At 47.7% G+C, this 18,786-nt stretch carries 11 protein-coding genes and 2 tRNA genes; 4 read left to right on the plus strand and 9 right to left on the minus strand.

Features of this window, described 5'->3' with window-relative positions; translation table 11 throughout:
* Positions 1-168: 168 nt before the first annotated feature.
* Together EWV60_RS04415 and pedR are read right to left on the minus strand one after the other, a co-directional pair.
* Positions 169-720, minus strand: a complete 552-nt coding sequence (locus EWV60_RS04415) for a TolB family protein (protein WP_002774341.1) — start codon at positions 718-720, stop codon at positions 169-171.
* Complete coding sequence (pedR, locus tag EWV60_RS04420) at positions 704-985, minus strand: photosynthetic electron transport-dependent transcriptional regulator PedR (protein ID WP_002737431.1); 282 nt, start codon at positions 983-985, stop codon at positions 704-706. The genes EWV60_RS04415 and pedR overlap by 17 nt, the downstream gene beginning before the upstream one ends.
* A gap of 426 nt (positions 986-1,411) precedes the next feature.
* On the opposite strand from pedR, the gene hisA reads away from it, so the two are divergent.
* On the plus strand, positions 1,412-2,173 hold the full coding sequence (gene hisA, locus EWV60_RS04425) for a 1-(5-phosphoribosyl)-5-[(5-phosphoribosylamino)methylideneamino]imidazole-4-carboxamide isomerase (protein WP_002774339.1): 762 nt from the start codon (positions 1,412-1,414) through the stop codon (positions 2,171-2,173).
* Here hisA and EWV60_RS04430 read toward each other — a convergent pair.
* The 3 genes from EWV60_RS04430 to EWV60_RS04440 all read right to left on the minus strand — a co-directional run bounded on the left by EWV60_RS04430 (position 2,170) and on the right by EWV60_RS04440 (position 7,902).
* The gene (locus EWV60_RS04430) at positions 2,170-3,939 is read right to left on the minus strand and encodes a beta-barrel domain-containing protein (protein WP_287231229.1); all 1,770 of its coding nucleotides are present in this window, start codon (positions 3,937-3,939) and stop codon (positions 2,170-2,172) included. The genes hisA and EWV60_RS04430 overlap by 4 nt on opposite strands.
* 131 nt (positions 3,940-4,070) lie before the next feature.
* Positions 4,071-7,064 carry a peptidase domain-containing ABC transporter gene (locus EWV60_RS04435; RefSeq protein WP_287231231.1) on the minus strand — a complete coding sequence of 998 codons (2,994 nt, stop codon included), beginning with the start codon at positions 7,062-7,064 and terminating at the stop codon, positions 4,071-4,073.
* 76 nt (positions 7,065-7,140) lie between these two features.
* Positions 7,141-7,902: a peptidylprolyl isomerase gene (locus EWV60_RS04440; RefSeq protein ID WP_016515284.1), complete on the minus strand. Its 762-nt coding sequence runs from the start codon at positions 7,900-7,902 to the stop codon at positions 7,141-7,143.
* 748 nt (positions 7,903-8,650) lie between these two features.
* Here EWV60_RS04440 and EWV60_RS04445 point away from each other — a divergent pair.
* The 3 genes from EWV60_RS04445 to EWV60_RS04455 all read left to right on the plus strand — a co-directional run bounded on the left by EWV60_RS04445 (position 8,651) and on the right by EWV60_RS04455 (position 9,471).
* Positions 8,651-8,735 (plus strand) — tRNA-Ser (locus EWV60_RS04445).
* Positions 8,736-8,841: 106 nt separating this feature from the next.
* Entirely contained in the window at positions 8,842-9,357 is a 516-nt protein-coding gene (locus EWV60_RS04450) for a GNAT family N-acetyltransferase (protein ID WP_002736326.1), read from the plus strand.
* Between the two features lie 40 nt (positions 9,358-9,397).
* Positions 9,398-9,471, plus strand: a tRNA-Pro gene (locus EWV60_RS04455).
* A 189-nt stretch (positions 9,472-9,660) separates the two neighbouring features.
* On the opposite strand, the gene EWV60_RS04460 is transcribed toward EWV60_RS04455, so the two are convergent.
* The 4 genes from EWV60_RS04460 to rpsT all read right to left on the minus strand — a co-directional run bounded on the left by EWV60_RS04460 (position 9,661) and on the right by rpsT (position 18,480).
* Positions 9,661-13,668: a DNA-directed RNA polymerase subunit beta' gene (locus EWV60_RS04460; protein WP_043998417.1), complete on the minus strand. Its 4,008-nt coding sequence runs from the start codon at positions 13,666-13,668 to the stop codon at positions 9,661-9,663.
* A gap of 223 nt (positions 13,669-13,891) precedes the next feature.
* Positions 13,892-17,203 carry a DNA-directed RNA polymerase subunit beta gene (gene rpoB, locus EWV60_RS04465; protein WP_002735867.1) on the minus strand — a complete coding sequence of 1,104 codons (3,312 nt, stop codon included), beginning with the start codon at positions 17,201-17,203 and terminating at the stop codon, positions 13,892-13,894.
* A 153-nt stretch (positions 17,204-17,356) separates the two neighbouring features.
* Entirely contained in the window at positions 17,357-18,136 is a 780-nt protein-coding gene (locus EWV60_RS04470) for a TatD family hydrolase (protein ID WP_002736410.1), read from the minus strand.
* Positions 18,137-18,186: 50 nt separating this feature from the next.
* Positions 18,187-18,480, minus strand: a complete 294-nt coding sequence (rpsT, locus tag EWV60_RS04475; RefSeq protein ID WP_002737368.1) for a 30S ribosomal protein S20 — start codon at positions 18,478-18,480, stop codon at positions 18,187-18,189.
* Positions 18,481-18,786 lie beyond the last annotated feature (306 nt).

The following is an 18,786-nucleotide window of genomic DNA, read 5'->3' on the forward strand; positions in this document are numbered from 1 at the left end:
GACAAAATCTACTCTTGCTGTTAATACTTCCTCATCTCACTTTTGCTCTTTGCGCCTAAAAACTTCCTTGTCCACTTTCCCTCCTTGTCCTCCTTGTCTTCTCTTCACAGGTTTGTAAAATACCTACACCTGTGAGTTCCCCGCACCCTTCTCCCTTCTCTCCCAATACTATCGGGACGGGGAAGAATTTATCGGGGGTAAAGAAGGAGAAATTTCGCCACCTCGATCGAATATTTCCAGATTCCATTGACCGAAACGATTACTTTCAAAAGCAATAAAACGACCGTTACCACTAATCGTCGGATGACGCACTTCTCCTAAGATATTTTCGGTGAGATTTTTTGCTTGCAGAGTTTGTCGATCATAAATATATATATCGGGTTTACCGGACTGTTCCGACACATAAACAATATAACGACCATCGGCACTAATATCTGGCTGATCTTGATAGGTTTTTGCTTGATTTAACCCCGGTAGGGGAACTAAACGATTAGCCACTCGATCGAATAAATAAATCGTTCGTTGACCCCTGCGATCAGAGGCAAAAACCAGATAACGACCATCGTAGTTAAAACGGGGATTATCTTCTGAGGAAGGGGTATTTAAAGTATTTCCTAAAAGCTGTTGGGGAGGGGTGACAAAACCCGCATCACTACATCCCCCCAGACTGATGATATTAACCGCAAGCAAAAGTCGAAGAAGTTTAGGAAACCTGATCATCGGTCAGCGCCGGGGAAGGAAGGATACAACAATTAATATCATCAAGACAAACTTTACCCCAATGCAATGCCCAACGCACCAATTCCACCCGATTATCGGTTTTTGTTTTCGTCAAGATATTACTAATATGATTATCAACGGTACGCTTACTAATCTCCAGCTTTTCCGAGATTTCTTGATTAGTTAAACCATTAGCCACTAAATCGAGTATTTCTAGCTCTCGATCGGATAATGAAGCGGCTGTTTGAAACTTCCCAGCAGACATGAGTATAATTCCTCTCGTATATGTACTTATCATTCTAGAAGAATTTTTTCCCCTAGGAATCGATAATCAGTAATCAGTGATCAGTAAACAGTAATCAGTGAAAAGACAGCACTGTTACTGCCATTTGATCATGCACACTTAATATAGATGGTTTGCGGCAAAAAGCTTTTCCTGGGAGTGGGGTATGGGGTTTGGGGTGTGGGGTTTTACCAGTTTTGAGGTAGTCAGTTACCTAATTTTCAGGGAAAAAGTCCAGGAATTTTCCCCCCGATCCCCGCAATGGCTGGCACTTTAAAACCTTTGTGGACAATGCGTTGAGAGGGATTGTTCCCCTCTCAGACTCAAAACTGATAACTGATAACTGATAACTGACAAGGCTGGTAATATATAATAAAAAACGCTCCTTAGTTAGATATTGAGAAAAACATGGAAGTTATCCCCGCTATTGATATTCTCGATGGCAAATGTGTGCGACTTTATCAGGGAGATTACCAACAATCGCAGGTTTTTAATGATAATCCCGCAATAGTGGCGCGAGAATGGGTCAATCAGGGGGCAACCAGATTACATTTAGTCGATTTGGATGGAGCCAAAGAGGGTAAATCGGTTAATTTGTCAACCATTGAAACAATTCTTAATGATATTGCCATTCCCGTACAGGTGGGGGGTGGACTGCGGGATGTAGAAACGGTGACTAATCTCCTAAAAATCGGGGTAGAAAAGGCGATTTTGGGGACAGTAGCCGTAGAAAAGCCAGAATTGGTCAGCGAACTTTGTCAAAGCTTTCCGGGGCAAATAATTGTTGGTATTGATGCTCGCGATGGTAAAGTAGCCACCAGGGGGTGGTTAGAAACTTCCTCAGTAGATGCGATCGCACTCGGTCAAGATATGGCAAAAAGAGGAGCCAGCACGATTATCTACACTGATATTCATCGAGATGGCACCCTTTCTGGCCCGAATCTCGCCGCTTTGCGAGAATTAGCCGAATCTGTCGAAATTCCCGTCATCGCCTCCGGGGGTATTAGTTCCCTGACAGACTTACTGAGTTTATTGTCTTTGGAACCTTTGGGAGTAACGGGAGTAATCGTGGGCCGCGCTCTTTATACCGGTGCGGTTAACCTCTCGGAAGCGATTAGCGCGATCGGTTCAGGCCGTTGGCAGGATGTACCCCCGAATTTTTTCGCCTAACGGACTTGTTTGAGAGTATCCACCTGTTTATTGAACATATCGGTAAATAGTCCCAAAACCGTGCGATTTTCATTGACTTTGATGTTGACACTCACAGACATCCCCGATTGCAGCGGCAGAGTAGATTTATCTTTCAAAACTAACTCTTGACTGCTCAAGCTTACCCGGACAGGGAACCGATAAAAACGGTGATTTTCGTCGGGAGGTAAAGCATCAGAACCGATCGAGATTACTTCTCCCTTAATATCGCCGTATTCACTGTAGGAAAAGGAATCAATGCGAATATCGGTCTTTTGTCCCACGCGCACAAAACCGATGTCTTGGTTAGTCACGTCCACCTCTGCCACTAAACAACCTTTAGCAGCATCTTTGATCTGGGTGGGACAGCCATCGGGAACAATTTTTAACAATGCTTCCGCTTGACTTGGTTGGGGAACAAACCCAGGCCGCGCCTTGAGATCAAAGACCACACCATCGATAGGGGCGGTAATTTTTTGATATTTAATCGTCTGTTGTGCTTGACTAATTTGACTATCTAACTCAGCAATGCGCTTGTTGTTATCAATGATAACGCGACTGATCTGACTATCGATTTCAGCGATCCGTTTCTGATTGTCCGCCATTTTATCGCGCACATCTTTTTCCGTGATTACTGTGGTATTAATCAGCTTTTCTCGCGCTTGGGAGATCAATAGGGAATAACGCTTTTCTTCCTGTTCCAAACGGGAAATTTCGGCGATGCGGGTTTGTACTTCTTTCTCTTGTTTTTCTCGATCGATTTTGCCATTAGCCTCTTGCTGCTGTAATTCATTCTGGCGATCAGTTACCGATTGTTTTTGTTTATTAATCTGATAACGGGCGATCGCTCCTTCATCCCCCAAGGGTTCAATATCTTTGAGAATATTACGCTCGATATCCAAGCCTTCTTGGCCTTGTTTCATCGAATTGGCATTACGAGTCTTAATTTCTTCTAAGACGAAGCGATCATTGATTAATTGGGAGCGGGCATCGGCCAACTGTACCCTGGTTTGGGCCAATTGTTTTGCTAATTGTTCCATTTCCAATCTAGCGGCCGCTTGTCGAGAATTGGCCTCCCGTCGGGCAGCCTCTAAACGGGCTAACTCTTCCCCTTGTAGAGCAGAGCTAGAGGCACCTTCATTGACCTGTGCTTGATAAAGTTGATTTTCTGCCACCAAAGCGGCACGATTACGGGCTAAATCGGCGATTTCACTCGGTAATTTTAATTGAGCGATCGAACTTTCCACTGCTGCCGGTGTCAGATCCTGCGCCATTAAGAGACGATAGAATTGATTTTCCTTCTCAGCAGTGGCGCGAATTTTTTTCAAAGATTCTAACTGCACTTGCGAGGCACTGGAATCCATTAAAACCAGTACATCCCCTTTGTTAACTCGATCGCCATCTTTAACTTTAACGAACTGTACCACCCCATTCACCGGTGCTTGTACTTCTTGCACTTTGCCCTGGGGTTTAAGTTGTCCTTGGGCACCGACCACCTGCTCGATTTTGGCGAACACTGACCAAATTAAAGCGGCAGTGGTGACACTCATTAATGTCCAGATAATCGTCCGCGACCAAATGGGCGATTGTTTCAGAATCACCGATTGTTCTGGTGGGCTGAAAGTGGGTAAAGAAGGGGTAATACTTTTATTTTTCGTGGTAGTGGCCACGTTTTTACTTGCTTGGGTCAGTTCATCGCTTTTACCATTGCCCTTGCCGTTTTGACCGTTATTAGAATTGCTGTTCATGGGGATTCTCCTATATTTATTTTTTCAGTGAGCAGTGAACAGTAATCAGTGAACCGATAACCGTTTACTGATAACTGATAACCGTTTACTGATAACTGATAACTGATAACTGATAACTGATAACTGACTAACTAGATTTGCGAATCCTGTTGTTTATAGAGAGTATAGTAAAGGCCTTTTTTGGCCATTAATTCCTCGTGGGTGCCTTCCTCCGCTACTGTCCCTTTATCCATCATGACAATAATATCGGCGGATTTGATCGAAGCTAAACGATGGGTAATAAAGAAGACCGTGTGATCCTTGAAAACTTCCTTGAGATTCAGAAACACTTGCCGTTCGGTGTTATAGTCGAGGGCGCTGGTGGCCTCATCAAGAATGAGAATTTGCGGTCTTTGCAGGACGGAACGAGCGATCGCAACCCGTTGTCGTTGTCCCCCCGATAGGGATGCCCCCCGTTCACCGACGCGGGTATTATAGCCATTGGGTAGGGTCATAATAAATTCGTGGGCTGCAGCTGCTCTCGCTGCCGAGACAATTTCCTCCACCGTCGCATCGGGGTTAGTCAGGGCGATATTTTCCTGTACCGTACCGTCAAATAATAGAGTTTCTTGGGGAACCATGCCAATTTGACGACGCAGGGAATAGAGTTCCACTTTGTTGATATCGTAGCCATCGATGAGAATCCGTCCCGATTCTGGTTCGTAGAGACGGGCTAATAGTTTAGTGATGGTACTTTTCCCAGCGCCACTTTCTCCCACCAAAGCGACAAAAGTGCTGGCGGGGAATTCTAAATTGATGTTGTATAGTTGCAGGGCACCGTGGGGATTGAAGCGGAAAGCGAGGTTTTCGTAGGTGACAGTGCCTTTAATTAAGGGCATGGGGATGTTTTGGCGATCGAGTTCCGCTTCTTGGGGAGTATCGACGATATCGGCTAATCTTTCCAGGGATAAGCCAGTTTCTTGGAAGTTTTGCCAGAGTTGGGTCAAACGCAGAATCGGCGAGGTAACGTAGGAAGAGATAATCCGGAAGGCAATTAATTGACCAAGAGTGAGTTGTCCGTCTAAAACTAAGGCTGCTCCCACCCACAGCACTAATAAACCCGATAATTGGTTAAAGAAGTGACTAAAGGAACCAGCCAAAGTTGAGGTCATTACCGTTTGAAAACCTTCGGCCACATAGCGAGCATAACGTTCTTGCCACTGCCAACGGGAACGCAATTCGATATTCTGTGCTTTTACTGTTTGGATTCCCGTCATCACCTCCACCAGATAGGATTGGGTTTCGGCGTTTCGTTCCGCTTTTGCTCGCAGTTGTCGCCGCACGATTGGTGCGAAAATAGCTGTGGACAGAACTAAAATCGGTACGACTCCCAGCGCCCAAACGGTTAGAATCGGGCTATAGATCAACATAACCACGATGTAGATAACCGAGAAAATGGCATCTAACACCACCGTTAGGGCTGTACCCGTTAAAAATTGCCGAATATTCTCTAATTCGTTGATTCTTGTCGAAATTTCCCCCACAGGTCGCCGTTCAAAGTATTTCAGGGGTAAGCGCAGCAGGTGATCGATAATTTCTGAACCGAGGGTCATGTCGATGCGGTTAGTGGTATCGACAAACAGGGATGTCCTCAAAAAGGTTAAAATTCCCTCAAAAACGGCAATTACTAACAGGAAAACCCCGAGGGTATTCAGAGTTTCTGGGCTATTCTGCACGATCACTTTATCGATGATCACCTGAATCATCAAGGGATTGGCCAGGGCAAATAACTGCACGAAGAAAGAAGCAATAAAAACTTCTATTAAGACTCGTTTATGTTTCTTGACAGAAGGCCAAAACCATGATAGGCCAAAACGCTGTTGCTGGGTGTGTTTGGTGGGTTTGAGCAGAATTACTTCCCCTTTTTCGCCCCAAGATTCCAGAAATTCGCTGGTTTTGCGTTTAATTATCCCCCGTTCGGGAACAGCGATCGTGGTTTCCCGTTGATTGATTTCGTAGAGGATAACGATGCTGTCTTGCCAGCGAATTAGGGCAGGAGGGTTGATATTGGGCAAGGAAGTAGCAGGTAAAGGCACTAATTGACTATGGAGTCCCACTACCTCGGCCACAGCCCCACACAGGGGCAGGGAAAGGCTGCCAGTTCTTTGCAGTTGATCCCCTAGGATGCGTTGGATCACGTCCTTGCGAAAGGGGATATTAAAATATTTGCAGATCATCTGAAAACAGGCACTCACCGCCTCTAGTTCCGTTTTTCCCCTGAAAAAGGGATAGGATTTGCGGTTTTTCTGGAGAGTTTTGTCAAGGTCGATATCGCTGGTGATGTCGCTTATTTTTCCTTGAGGGATATCTAATACCTGGGTGGGTTTATTTCCCTTAATGACTTGGGTTTCCCAGATATCATCGGTTTTTGTTTCCGCAGCCGATTCGGCTGCAACTGTCAAGAACTTGCCCTGAGCTACGTCGAAGAATTCATCTAACTGATTGGAGAAAAGACCTAATAAACGGGTGTTAGTCGGATTATTTTGGGTAATGACTGTGCCGATAGGATAATTGTCGGTATTTTCGCTGACTAACCAGAGATAATCATCGTTAATCTGGTTGTAGGACACACAAGCTCTGTTTAAAAGAGCCTGTGCAATTTCTTTCAGGTCTCCCCCACCCCAGGCCTGTTGATTAAGATAGGAGCCTAGGGTCGCATAAACTTCAGCGATCGAGGTTTGTTCAAAGAAATATTGCTTAAATTCCGGGTAATTATTGATTAAAGACCAAAAATCCTCTTCTTTTAAGGTTAAACAGATCGTGACTTCCGAAGAAGCGATCACCGTTTCACAGGGGGTACCGCGCAGAAGACTCATCCACCCGAATAAATCCCCGGGCTGCAATTTAGCCAAAGTAACCGGCAGCGAATTGTTAACCCTAGCATCGTAACCCAAAAGTCTGGCCTCTCCCTCGTAGAGAAGAACGAGGTGAGAGGGTAAGCGATCGCACTTGAGTATGGCATTGCCCATCTCATAGCGAAAGGGTTGTAATTTCTGACCGAGGGAACGTCTAACCTCTACGGGCAGGCGATCAAAGGGCTGTACAGTCTCCAGAAAGGCGGTAAAATCTAAAGTGGTATAACTCATTAGCTAGGCGAAAATTGACTAATTTGACAAATAATTAAGCGAAAAGACTGGGTTTACCCAGTTTTGCAAGGAAATGCTATGTAATCGATCCCTGCTCGCTATTGACTGGGGTTGATTCGGGGATAGATTTCACTGTTTGCATTTGAGTCATTAACCATTGTTGGAATAAATCATTCCGTAAGCGTTGACGGGTGGGAGGGTCCAATTCACAGGATAAATATTTTTCTAACCGGACAATCACGACCCATTCTCCCACTTGCGTCGGTGGCCACAGTTGCCCCGGTTTACTTGCTTTGAGAATTTGCCCGATCTGGGGGTGGGGAGTGCTCAGTTCCACGGGTCCAAGCAGTCCTCCGGTTTCCGCTTCTGATCCTTGGGAGTATTTTTTGGCCAGTTCAGCGAAGCTATTTTCTCGATCCTGTATCCGGAAAAATAGTTCTTGGGCAATGCCGATATTTTTTGTCCGAATCAGGGAATAAACCACTTTATCCAATTGACTTTTGACTTGCAAGAAGTAGGATTCTACTTTGTTATCCCAAGTCTCCTGTTTAAATTTTTCTAATTTAATGTCCCGCAGAATTAGATATTCTAGTTGCTCGGAATCCATCCCGTTTTGTTGTAACCAAGATTTCATTTGCTCATCGTTGGCAATTTGATTATTTTGATAGAAACGGGAATAGGCCGCGTTTCTTTCTTCGGGATTGCAGGTGATATTGGCGATCGCTTGTTCGATAATTACTTCCCGGATTAACTGGGGTAACATACCATATTTTGCCAAAAGAGGCAATACCTCTGACTCGCTAATTTTTTGGTCGCCGATTTCAATAATTGAACTCATAATAAATACATTTTCCTCACAGAAATGTTTAAAACTATCAACTCTAGGAGCTTCTAAATTTTATTGAGGTGATTATACGCCAAAACAGCAATTTTAAGGCACCCTTCCCTATTCTAATTTGAGTTTTCCCCTTTGAAAGCCGAAAATTACAGAAATTAAAGGAATAAGTCGGTCATCCCGGCGGGGGTAGTGAGGGGAAGTAGTCGGGCCTATCGGCCTCCGCCCAACATCCTGCTCAGAAACCCCTAATCACACTTCTAATGTACTAGAATAGACCTCTTGCAGAAGTCGGGGAAGGGGGAAAGGGGAAATTTTAATCTTTAACCCGATAGTAAACCTCTTGCATAATCAAGGTCTGCTGAAAAAGTTTTTCGTGGGGACAGGGTGTGGGGTGTGGGAAGTGGGAAGTGGGGTGTGGGGTGTGGGGTGTGGGGAGAATAAATAAAATAATCTCCTATCTCCTGACTCCTATCTCCTGACGACCGGCTACTGACTCCTGACGACCGGCTACTGACTCCACCAACAGACTTATTCAGCCAACGCTAAAAATCTGTAAATAGACCATTTAATTGATTATTATTCATTCTTAATTCTCCTGACTACTGACTACTGGCTACTGACTCCTAACCCTAACAACGATTTTTGATTTCTGCAAGAGGTCTAATATGCACACCTTTTCCTTTCATTTGCGGAAAATTTTTTGATTTATGCAAGGAATCTAATGATAGGATATAGGTCTAGCTGCCTTGGAGAGGTGGCAGAGTGGTCGATCGCGCTCGACTTGAAATCGAGTAACCAGCAATGGTTCGTGGGTTCAAATCCCACCCTCTCCGTACTCACCCAATCACATTTGGACTCCGGTTGCCCGATTGTTCTTAGAGAGGGGAAAATAAAATATACTAGGCTAAAAGGATAATATTGAGGCAGTAGCCCCCCGGCATGGTTTTTTGGAAGAGATTATTTAATAGCTCGGAAGTCACTGCATCACCTGACTATTCGGGAGACTTGGTAGAGGTTGCCCAGAATGACCTCGGACAGACGCGAGTATTTTTTAGTACCGATCGAGAGCTAGATCTATATGAGTTAGAAGAACTTTGTGACTCGGTAGGTTGGGCCCGTCGTCCTTTACGCAAGGTTAAAAAAGCGATCGAATGTAGTTTTTTAGTGGTGTCGATGTGGGAAGTGCGAGGTAATCGCCGTCGTTTAGTGGGTTTTGCTCGTGCCACTTCCGATCACGCTTTTAATGCTACGGTCTGGGATGTGGTTGTTCATCCTCACTATCAAAGTAAAGGCTTTGGTAAAGCATTAATGAAATTTATGATCAGGAAGTTGCGGGGTGAGGACATCAGTAATATAACTCTTTTCGCCGATCCGCAGGTGGTGGATTTCTATCGTCGTCTCGGTTTTGTTCTCGATCCCGAAGGTATCAAAGGGATGTTTTGGTATCCCGATTAATAATGCGGCTCTTAGGCTATACTAAAAAAAGAGTTTACTTCGGGATGTAGCGCAGCTTGGTAGCGCGCCTGCTTTGGGAGCAGGATGCCGCAGGTTCAAATCCTGTCATCCCGACTTGAGAGAAAATTCTTCAAATCTCAACCTTGTACCCTTTCTGGTTGACAAAAAATGCTGCCTTCTTTTATTGCCAAACTCTGGTGAGTTAGCTAAAAAATTAGGGAGTTTGTCGGGAAAAGGAGGAGGTTTTTGGGGAATAACAAGGGTTTTTCCTGCCACTCCTCCTTTTAAGATATCTACAGACGATTATTCTTCTTCGTAATCCCCCTCGAAATCGTCCTCTCCCCCTTCCTCATCGACTTCTGACCAGCTGTCGCTGATGGGTTGGCGACTAAAGCGACTGCTGCCGCGGGAAGATAGGAAAGCCATTTCATCATCCTCTAAATCGACCACATCACCCTCAGCGTAGGCGCGAGCGGTTTGATCGTCAAGAATCATATCGCTATCCTCACTACTGTCGCCGAAACCGGGACGAGGGGGGAAACCGAGGCCGCCGGGAGGAGCGTAATAACCACGATTGTTGTTGTAGTTATATTCCTCCTCCGGGGGGGTGTAATCGCTGACCCCCGCCATGTTTTCGTGGGCATTGAAGCCAGTACCCGCCGGAATCAGACGACCGATAATCACGTTTTCCTTGAGACCGCGTAACCAGTCGGACTTGCCTTCGATCGCCGCTTCCGTGAGGACGCGGGTGGTTTCTTGGAAGGAGGCGGCACTGATAAAGCTATCGGTATTCAAGGAAGCCTTGGTGATTCCCAGTAGTACAGGCGTATATTTAGCTGCCGCCCCACCGGTGATTGACATGGCTTCATTTACCGTCTCCACCTGTCGCAATTCCAACAATTCCCCGGGTAACATACTGGTATCGCCACCGTCATCGATCCGCACCTTAGAAGTCATCTGACGCACGATCACTTCGATGTGTTTATCAGCAATATCGATCCCCTGGGATTGGTAAACCGACTGTACCTGATCAACGAGGAACATCTGGGTTTTTTCCAAGGCTTTTAAGGCCGCTTCGTAACTGCCCAAGCTATCCACATAATAATTAAAGAACACCTCTAAAATCTCGTGGGGATTAGCCTGACCATCGGTTAACGCCTGACCCACATCGATACGCTGATTATCGCTCACCAGGGGGTTTTGACTGCCTAAAAGCGGATATTCACTGATCGTGCCGTCATCCTCGACCACCTTAATATCGACGATCTCAGAATCTTGATACTCCACTTGACAAACTCCCGGTTTGCGTGCTAGTACACAAGCCTCCTTCGGTTTGCGTGCTTCGAGCAGTTCTTCGATTCTGGGTAAACCTTGAATGATATCCCCGGTTTTCGATCGCTCAAACACCAACAGCACCAAATTATCGCCCCGTTGGACCAGATCTCCCTCATCGATGTGCAGAATCGCCCCAGCCGACACTCGGTAGGGTCGGGCCTTACGCAGACGGATTTCATAGCCGGTGGTGGTTTGGTCAATGGCCAGCACTTGACCGGAATTGGGGGCTAAAACTCCAGCGCCGATCTCGGTTTCGGCGATTACCAGATCCCCAGCTTTGACGGTGGGAGCAACAGCGAGCGGGAGAATAAACTCGTCACGGTCACTGACAATTAAAAGACGGCGTACCGGTTCGCTACCCTTGCGAATCCCGCGAATTTCTCCAGCTTCCTTACACTGAATCTCAGTCCGGGCCACCACTGCCCCCGGTGGAATTTCATCGCCATCTTGGACGAGAACGCGAGTCTGAATATTACCGCCTAAAGGATCATTATCACTATCCCGACGCAGCACCAGGGATTCGAGAATAACTAACTGTAAACGCTGACAATCCCTGTCCTCAATCGGTTCTAACTCGATATCGGCCGTCAGATGGGAGACTGATTCTGGTTCTTCGCTGGAAATTTCGAGGACTAATTGGGTGCTGATCAGTTGACAACCCTCGACGGATTTAACTCTTTCCCCGTCTTTAAAGAAGATGCGCTGCACCGATCGCAGTTCGATATGTCGTCCTCCTTCTTGGTTAGCGGAACCTTGGGTGGGAGAAGTGGATTGGTCTTCTACGGCAAACTCCTGTACTGGTCGCAGCAGTAATCCCAAACCCTCGTTAGTTTCCACCCATTCCGCTTGCCGTAACTCCTCGATCGTCACTTCGGGAGTCAACTGTGTCCCGGGGTAAATTAACTGTTCTTGGGCAATTCCGGAGGATTCCGGTTCGAGATCCATAAATAACAGCCCTGGTTTGACAATAATCTCCCGGAGGATGTCATTTTTCTGGATCACTTCCACCACACCGCTACAGTTACAGAAGATGTCTTTAACCACTTCTTCCCCTGCTTCCACATACTGCCCATCTTCCACCTGTAAGAGGGAAATATCTTTATTGACTTCGTGGGTTTCTTCGGGAATCCAGAGGATCGTGCCGCCTTTGGTGATTTCATAACCCTGTTTGCGGCTGCCTTTGGCGACTTCGATATCGACGTATTTAATCATGCCGCCGGTGTGGGTTTGATAGCGATCATCGATTAACTCGGCGACAATGGCATGATTCTGTACTTTTGTCCCCGGAGTGGTTTTCAGTAGGAAGCTTTGACCATCTCCCGTATGAATAATAAACTGTTCCCGACCGGCACTACTTTCTACTTTTACTTCGGCCTGATCCAAGGACACGGAAGCGGTGACGATATCGATTTCCCGGCTATTGGGGGCTAAACGCACCAAACCGCCGTTAGTGGATACCAGCTTAGTTTCTGCTAAAACATCCCCCACTTGTACTTGATCGCCGTTACTGACCACAGGTTCGGCCCCGGTTGGCAAGTTATACACTTCTCCGGAGAGAATCCATAGTAATCCCCCCCGTTGGGCGATGCGGGTGGTATTGCCTTGGCGATCGGTTTTTTCCTCTGGGACTAATTGGGAGAATAGCACCTCACCAGCTAAGTCACTGGTTACGTCTTTTGTGGCTTTTTCCGTGGATTTTTGGACTTTATCGGAGGTTATTTCCGCTAGTAACTGTTCCTCGCTTACCGTTGCCCCATCGGTGACGAATAGCAGCGAACCAGGAGTCAAAGAGTAGGTGACGGTTTCTTTAGTTTTATCCTTGGGTGTTAATTTAATTTCCCCCGGTGCCTCCACCTGGTCCCGTTCATCCCCGTGGCGAGTTCGCACGTTACGGATACTTAACCCCGGCAGAAAACGCACGCTTCCCTCGAAGGGACTCCGCACTTGCCGGGCCACTTCTCCGGTAAATACACCCCCGGTGTGGAAGGTACGCATGGTTAACTGAGTCCCCGGTTCCCCGATCGATTGGGCGGCAATAATTCCCACTGCTTCCCCCATATCCACCGGATGACCGTGGGCCAGACTCCAACCGTAACAGGTTTGGCAAACCGAGCGGGCCGCTTCACAGGTCAAGGGGCTGCGGACCTTGATTTTATCGACGAGTTTGCCTAGTTTTTCGGCGGTTTCGTCATCGATAATCTGGTTACGGGTGGCGATCACTTCTCCATTGACCACCACATCTTCGGCCAGGGAACGACCTAATAGGCGATCGCTTAAGGGAATTAACACGCGATCGCCATCGGTCATGGCGGTTAATTCGATGTAACGATTGGTGCCACAATCGGCCTCGCGGACGATGACATCTTGGGACACATCGACGAGACGACGGGTCAGATAACCGGAATCTGCCGTCCGTAGGGCGGTATCAACTAAACCTTTGCGCGCCCCGTAGGAGGAAATAACGTATTCGGTAACGGTCAATCCTTCCCGGAAGTTAGTCTTAATCGGGAGGTCGATAATTTCCCCCTGGGGATTAGCCATTAATCCCCGCATTCCCACTAACTGACGCACTTGGCTCATATTACCCCGCGCTCCGGAGAAAGCCATCATATATACGGAGTTGAGGGGATCGGTGACTTGGAAGTTGCGAATTACTTCATCTTTAAGCGATTCAGATGTACTATTCCAAGTATCGATTACTTTTTGGAAGCGTTCCACTTCGGTGATTTCCCCGCGCACATAACGCTGTTCGGTTTGCCGGATTTCCTGTTCGGCACTTTCAATCATTTGTCGTTTAGCCGGCGGTACGGTTAAATCATCCACACTAATGGAAACCCCTGCTTTGGTAGCGAAACGAAAACCGAGGTTTTTCAATTCATCGGCCATTTGTGAACAGCGCGCCGAACCGTAGTTTTGATAGGCCCAAGCGATCAGTTTTTTCAGTTTTCCTTTGTCAACAGTTTGGTTATAAAACATCTCGATCCGGGTAACAAGTAAACAGCTATTAGCTATCAGCATTCAGCATTCAGCATTCAGTTAGAAAAGGGAACAGGGAATAGGGAACGGGGAATAGGGAATAGGCAAATTTTTACTTTACTGTCCTTTTTTTTGCTTTTTCCTGGAAAATTCTCTCCTGTCTCCTGACTACTGACTCCTGACTTCTCACTGATTACTGATTACTGCTCACTGATAACTGAAATTACACTTCCGATTCTTCTTCCTCAAGGTCTTCTGTGGTTAAGGATTCGTAGGTGGGGCGAGAGGGGGCGCGACGACCGACATCGACCATCAGATCCACCTCCACATCGCGGGAAGTACCATCGGGGGCATTTTCCACCTTGTGAACGGCGATATCGAGGCCGAGGGATTGCAATTCTCGCATCAAAACCTTAAAGGATTCTGGCGTACCTGGGCGGGGGATCGGCTTGCCTTTTACGATCGCATTTAAAGCCTCATTCCGTCCTTGCATATCATCGGATTTTACCGTTAGCAATTCCTGCAAAGTATAGGCCGCCCCGTAGGCTTCTAGGGCCCAGACTTCCATTTCTCCGAAGCGCTGGCCTCCCTGTTGAGCTTTACCGCCCAAGGGTTGCTGAGTAACCAAGGAGTAGGGACCAGTAGAACGGGCGTGAATTTTATCATCAACCAGGTGAACCAGTTTTAACATATAGGCCATACCGACGGTAACGGGACGGTCAAAGGGTTCGCCGGTGCGACCATCGTAAACCGTGACTTTGCCGGCGTGTTCTTCCTTGAACACCCAATCGCGATTGGGTTTTTTCGAGGCATTTTCTAGCAATCCGTGAACGGTTAAACGGCTGGCTTCTTCCCCATACATTTCGTCAAAAGGAGTAATCTTAAAGCGCACGCCCAGATTTTCGCCGGCCCAACCCAGTAAACATTCAAACACCTGACCGACGTTCATGCGACTGGGAACCCCTAGGGGATTAAGAACGATATCGACGGGGCGACCATCGGGGAGGTAGGGCATATCTTCCAGGGGCAGAATCCGAGAAATAATCCCTTTATTGCCGTGACGACCCGCCATTTTATCGCCCACTTGGATTTTGCGTTTTTGGGCAACGTAAACCCTTACCACCATATTGGCCCCAGGGGGTAATTCATCTCCCTGTTCGCGGGTAAATACGCGCACATCCACTACCCGGCCTTTTTCGCCGTTGGGAACGCGCAGGGAGTTATCGCGTACATCCCGGGCCTTTTCGCCGAAAATTGCCCGCAGTAGTTTTTCTTCGGGGGGTTGGTCTGATTCGCCTTTCGGGGTGACTTTCCCCACAAGGATATCGCTGGCTTCTACCCAGGCACCGATGCGAATAATGCCGCGTTCATCGAGGTTTCGCAGGGCATCTTCACCGACGTTGGGAATTTCCCTGGTGATTTCCTCTGGTCCTAGCTTAGTTTGACGGGCTTCGATTTCGTATTTTTCAATGTGGATACTGGTGTAGGTGTCTTGTGCCACCAGTCTTTCACTGATTAAAATCGCATCTTCGTAGTTATAGCCTTCCCAGGGCATATAGGCGACGAGGATATTCTGTCCGAGGGCGATTTCTCCTCCTTCGGTGGCGGAACCATCGGCGAGGATCTGCCCCGGCACAACCTGTTCACCTTGATAGACTAAAGGACGCTGATTTAGGCAGGTATCTTGGTTAGAGCGTTGATATTTCTGAATTTCGTACTCGATCTCGCTCTTGCCAAAAATCTCTTTGTCTTCATCCGCCACTTTGATGCGAATCCGGTTAGCATCGACGTAGGAAACGACCCCATTGGTACGCGAAACGATGACCATACCAGAGTCGCGAGCGGCCTGTGCTTCCAATCCAGTACCCACCAGGGGACGTTCGGGACGCAGCAGGGGAACCGCTTGTCGTTGCATATTAGAACCCATGAGGGCGCGGTTAGCGTCGTCGTGTTCGAGGAAGGGAATCAGGGAAGTGGCCACCGAGACAATTTGGACGGGGGAAACACAAACGTAGTCCACTTGTTCGGGGGAAGTGGTGGAGAATTCCTGCCGATAGCGCACGGGGATAGTTTCGCCCAGGATATAACCATTTTCATCGGTGGCCACGTCTCCCGGTGCGACTCTGAGATCGTCTTCTTCGTCGGCGGTGAGGTATTTAACGGGGAGATCATAGCGTACTCGGCCATTTTCCACCGCATAACAGGGGGTTTCAATAAAACCGTAGTCGTTGACGCGAGCGTAGGTGGCCAGGGAACCGATTAAACCGGCGTTGGGACCTTCTGGGGTTTCCACCGGACAAATGCGACCGTGGTGGGAGGGGTGGATGTCGCGCACGGCAAAACCGGCCCGTTCCCGGGTCAGACCGCCAGGTCCAAGGGCGGAAATGCGGCGTTTATGGGTCAATTCCGCTAGGGGGTTGGTTTGATCCATGAACTGGGAGAGTTGCGAGGAACCAAAGAATTCTTTAATCGCCGCTACTAGGGGTTTCGGGTTGACTAGGGAAGCGGGGGTGAGGTTTTGGGATTCGCTGACGGTCATCCGTTCCCGAATGATTCTTTCTAAGCGGTTTAAACCTACTCGCACTTGGTTTTGGAGCAGTTCACCCACGGAACGGACGCGACGGTTGCCGAGGTGGTCGATGTCGTCGGTGTTGCCGATGTCAAATTCGAGGTTAATTAGGTAGTCGATCGCCGATAAGATGTCGGTGGTGGTGAGAACGCGCTGGTTATCGGGGACGTTGAGGCGTAGTTTTTTGTTGAGTTTATAACGACCAACGCGCCCGAGATCGTAGCGTTTATTGTCAAAAAAGCGCGATTCGAGTAGTTGTTGTCCGCCGGTGACGGTGGGGGGTTCCCCGGGGCGTAGTTTGCGGTACAGGTCGAGGAGTGCCTCTTCTTCGGTGGGATTGCCTTCTTTGTCGAGGGTTTTTTGGTAAAATTCGGGATGGCGTAGGGAGTCAAAGATTTCGTTATCGCTCAATCCGATCGCTTTCAGGAGAACTTGGGCGGATAATTTGCGGGTTTTGTCGATTCTGACCCAGACTAAGCCGTTTTTGTCGGTTTCAAATTTTAACCAAGCTCCTCGGTTGGGAATCAGGGAAGCGGAGTAGGTACGGCGACCGTTTTTGTCGATTTCGGCTTTGTAGTAAACACCGGGGGAACGGACGATCTGATTGACGATGACTCGTTCGGCCCCGTTAATGATAAAGGTTCCCCGTTCGGTCATCAGGGGTAAATCGCCGATAAACACTTCCTGTTCGATGTTTTCTCCCGTTTCTTTGTTGATTAGACGGGTAGGAACGTACATCTGAACGGAATAGGTGCTATCACGTCGTTTGGCTTCATCGACGTTGTATTTCGGTTCTTTGAGTCTGTAGTCCTGGCCGAGGAAATGTAGTTCTAATTTACCTGTATAGTCGCTGATGGGGGAAAAGCTGTTCAGTTCCTCGATTAGTCCTTCTTCCAAAAACCACCGAAAACTGGAGTGTTGGATTTCGATGAGGTCGGGTAAGAGGTTAAAGGTAAGATTGTTCATTATGGTTACAAGGGCTGATGACACGATAGCGACGGTCGGATATCAGTGAGCGGTGAGGGGATGGGTGATGGGGGAGTAGGGAAACACCGGAAAATAAATAAAAGCTTTCTCCTGACTCCTGACTCCTTTCTCCTGTCTAATAAACTATGTTTTTTAACTGGGGAGTTGAAATAATTTGCGGGCGTTGTGGGTGGTTTGTTCGGCTAGGGTTTCGACCGGATAGCCGCGCAGACGGGCGACGGTTTCGGCTACATGGAAGACGAAAGAGGGTTCACAAGGTTTACCGCGGTGGGGATTGGGTGAGAGAAAGGGGCAATCGGTTTCGATCAGTAGGCGATCGCTGGGGACAATTTGGGCGGCAGCTTGCACGGTTTTACTGTTTTTGAAGGTGACAATGCCGCTAAAGCTGATGTAAAAACCCAAATCTAAAAACCATTGAGTTTCTTCGGGGTTGCCAGTCCAGCAGTGCATCACGCCGCGAATTTTGCCCACTTGTTGCCGAAAGGCACTGATTTCCTCCCGCATTTCCTTAGCCGCATCTCGACAATGGATAATCACGGGTTTATCGAGACGATGGGCGATTTCCAATTGCGTCCAAAACACCCGTTTTTGCTGCTCTTGGTTATCCGCTTTATAGAAGTCTAACCCCATTTCCCCGATCGCCACGACGCGCCGATCAGATCGGGCTAGGGATTCGATCTGCTCGGCACTATTATCTCGCCATTTTTGGGCATCTAGGGGATGTAAACCGACGGCGAAGGAAATTTCCTCAAATTGATCAGCAATGGCTTTAATCGCCGCAAATTCCTCTGGTTCAACACAGGAGTGAACCAGATGAACGACTCCCACACTTCGCCAACGTTCGGAGATAGCGGGCAAGTCGGCTTGCAAAACGTCAAAGTTCAGATGAACGTGCGTATCTATTAATTGCATCGACCCCCGATCGCTTGTTGCGTCTGTCCTGATTACAGCTTACTTGTTCCTTAGGAAGCTTGGCTAACTTTTTGCAAAGCTTTGGCTAAACCGGCTTTTTTTCTAGCACCGTTGTTCCGGTGCAAGACGTTGCGCTTGACGGCTTTATCGATTTTACTGTAAGCTTCTGATAGAGCTTGTTGGGCGCTTTCTAACCCTTCTGGGCTGGGGTTGGCTCCGTAGGCCGAGACAGCGACAAGACATTTTTTGATCAGGGTTCTTACGGCTGACTTGTACGCTTTGTTGCGTAGTCGATTTCTTTCGGAGATTTGGACTCGTTTGAGTGCAGACTTTGTATTAGCCACAGTCGTTTCTTGTTCTCAATACTGGTATGGTTGATCGGGACACAGACAAACCATCATAACAGATTTGTGCTATTTGTGGCAAGAGTTTTCCCGACAAGAAGAGATATTTTCAGGATTTGGACTCCACAGATGGGAAAGGATTAAGGGTTAAAGGGACTGCCAAACCTGAATTCAGGTTCAGGGAATCTTGTCATCGGAAATTTTGGGTCTGAAACCCCGCCGTTCTAGGTTGGCTTTACGTTAGAATTAAAAGGCCAGTCTCGAAAACCAAGTGGACGGCGCAGCACCTTGAAAACTCGGCTTAGG

It is taken from the genome of Microcystis sp. Msp_OC_L_20101000_S702, from assembly GCF_007095705.1.
GTDB lineage: Bacteria > Cyanobacteriota > Cyanobacteriia > Cyanobacteriales > Microcystaceae > Microcystis > Microcystis ichthyoblabe_A.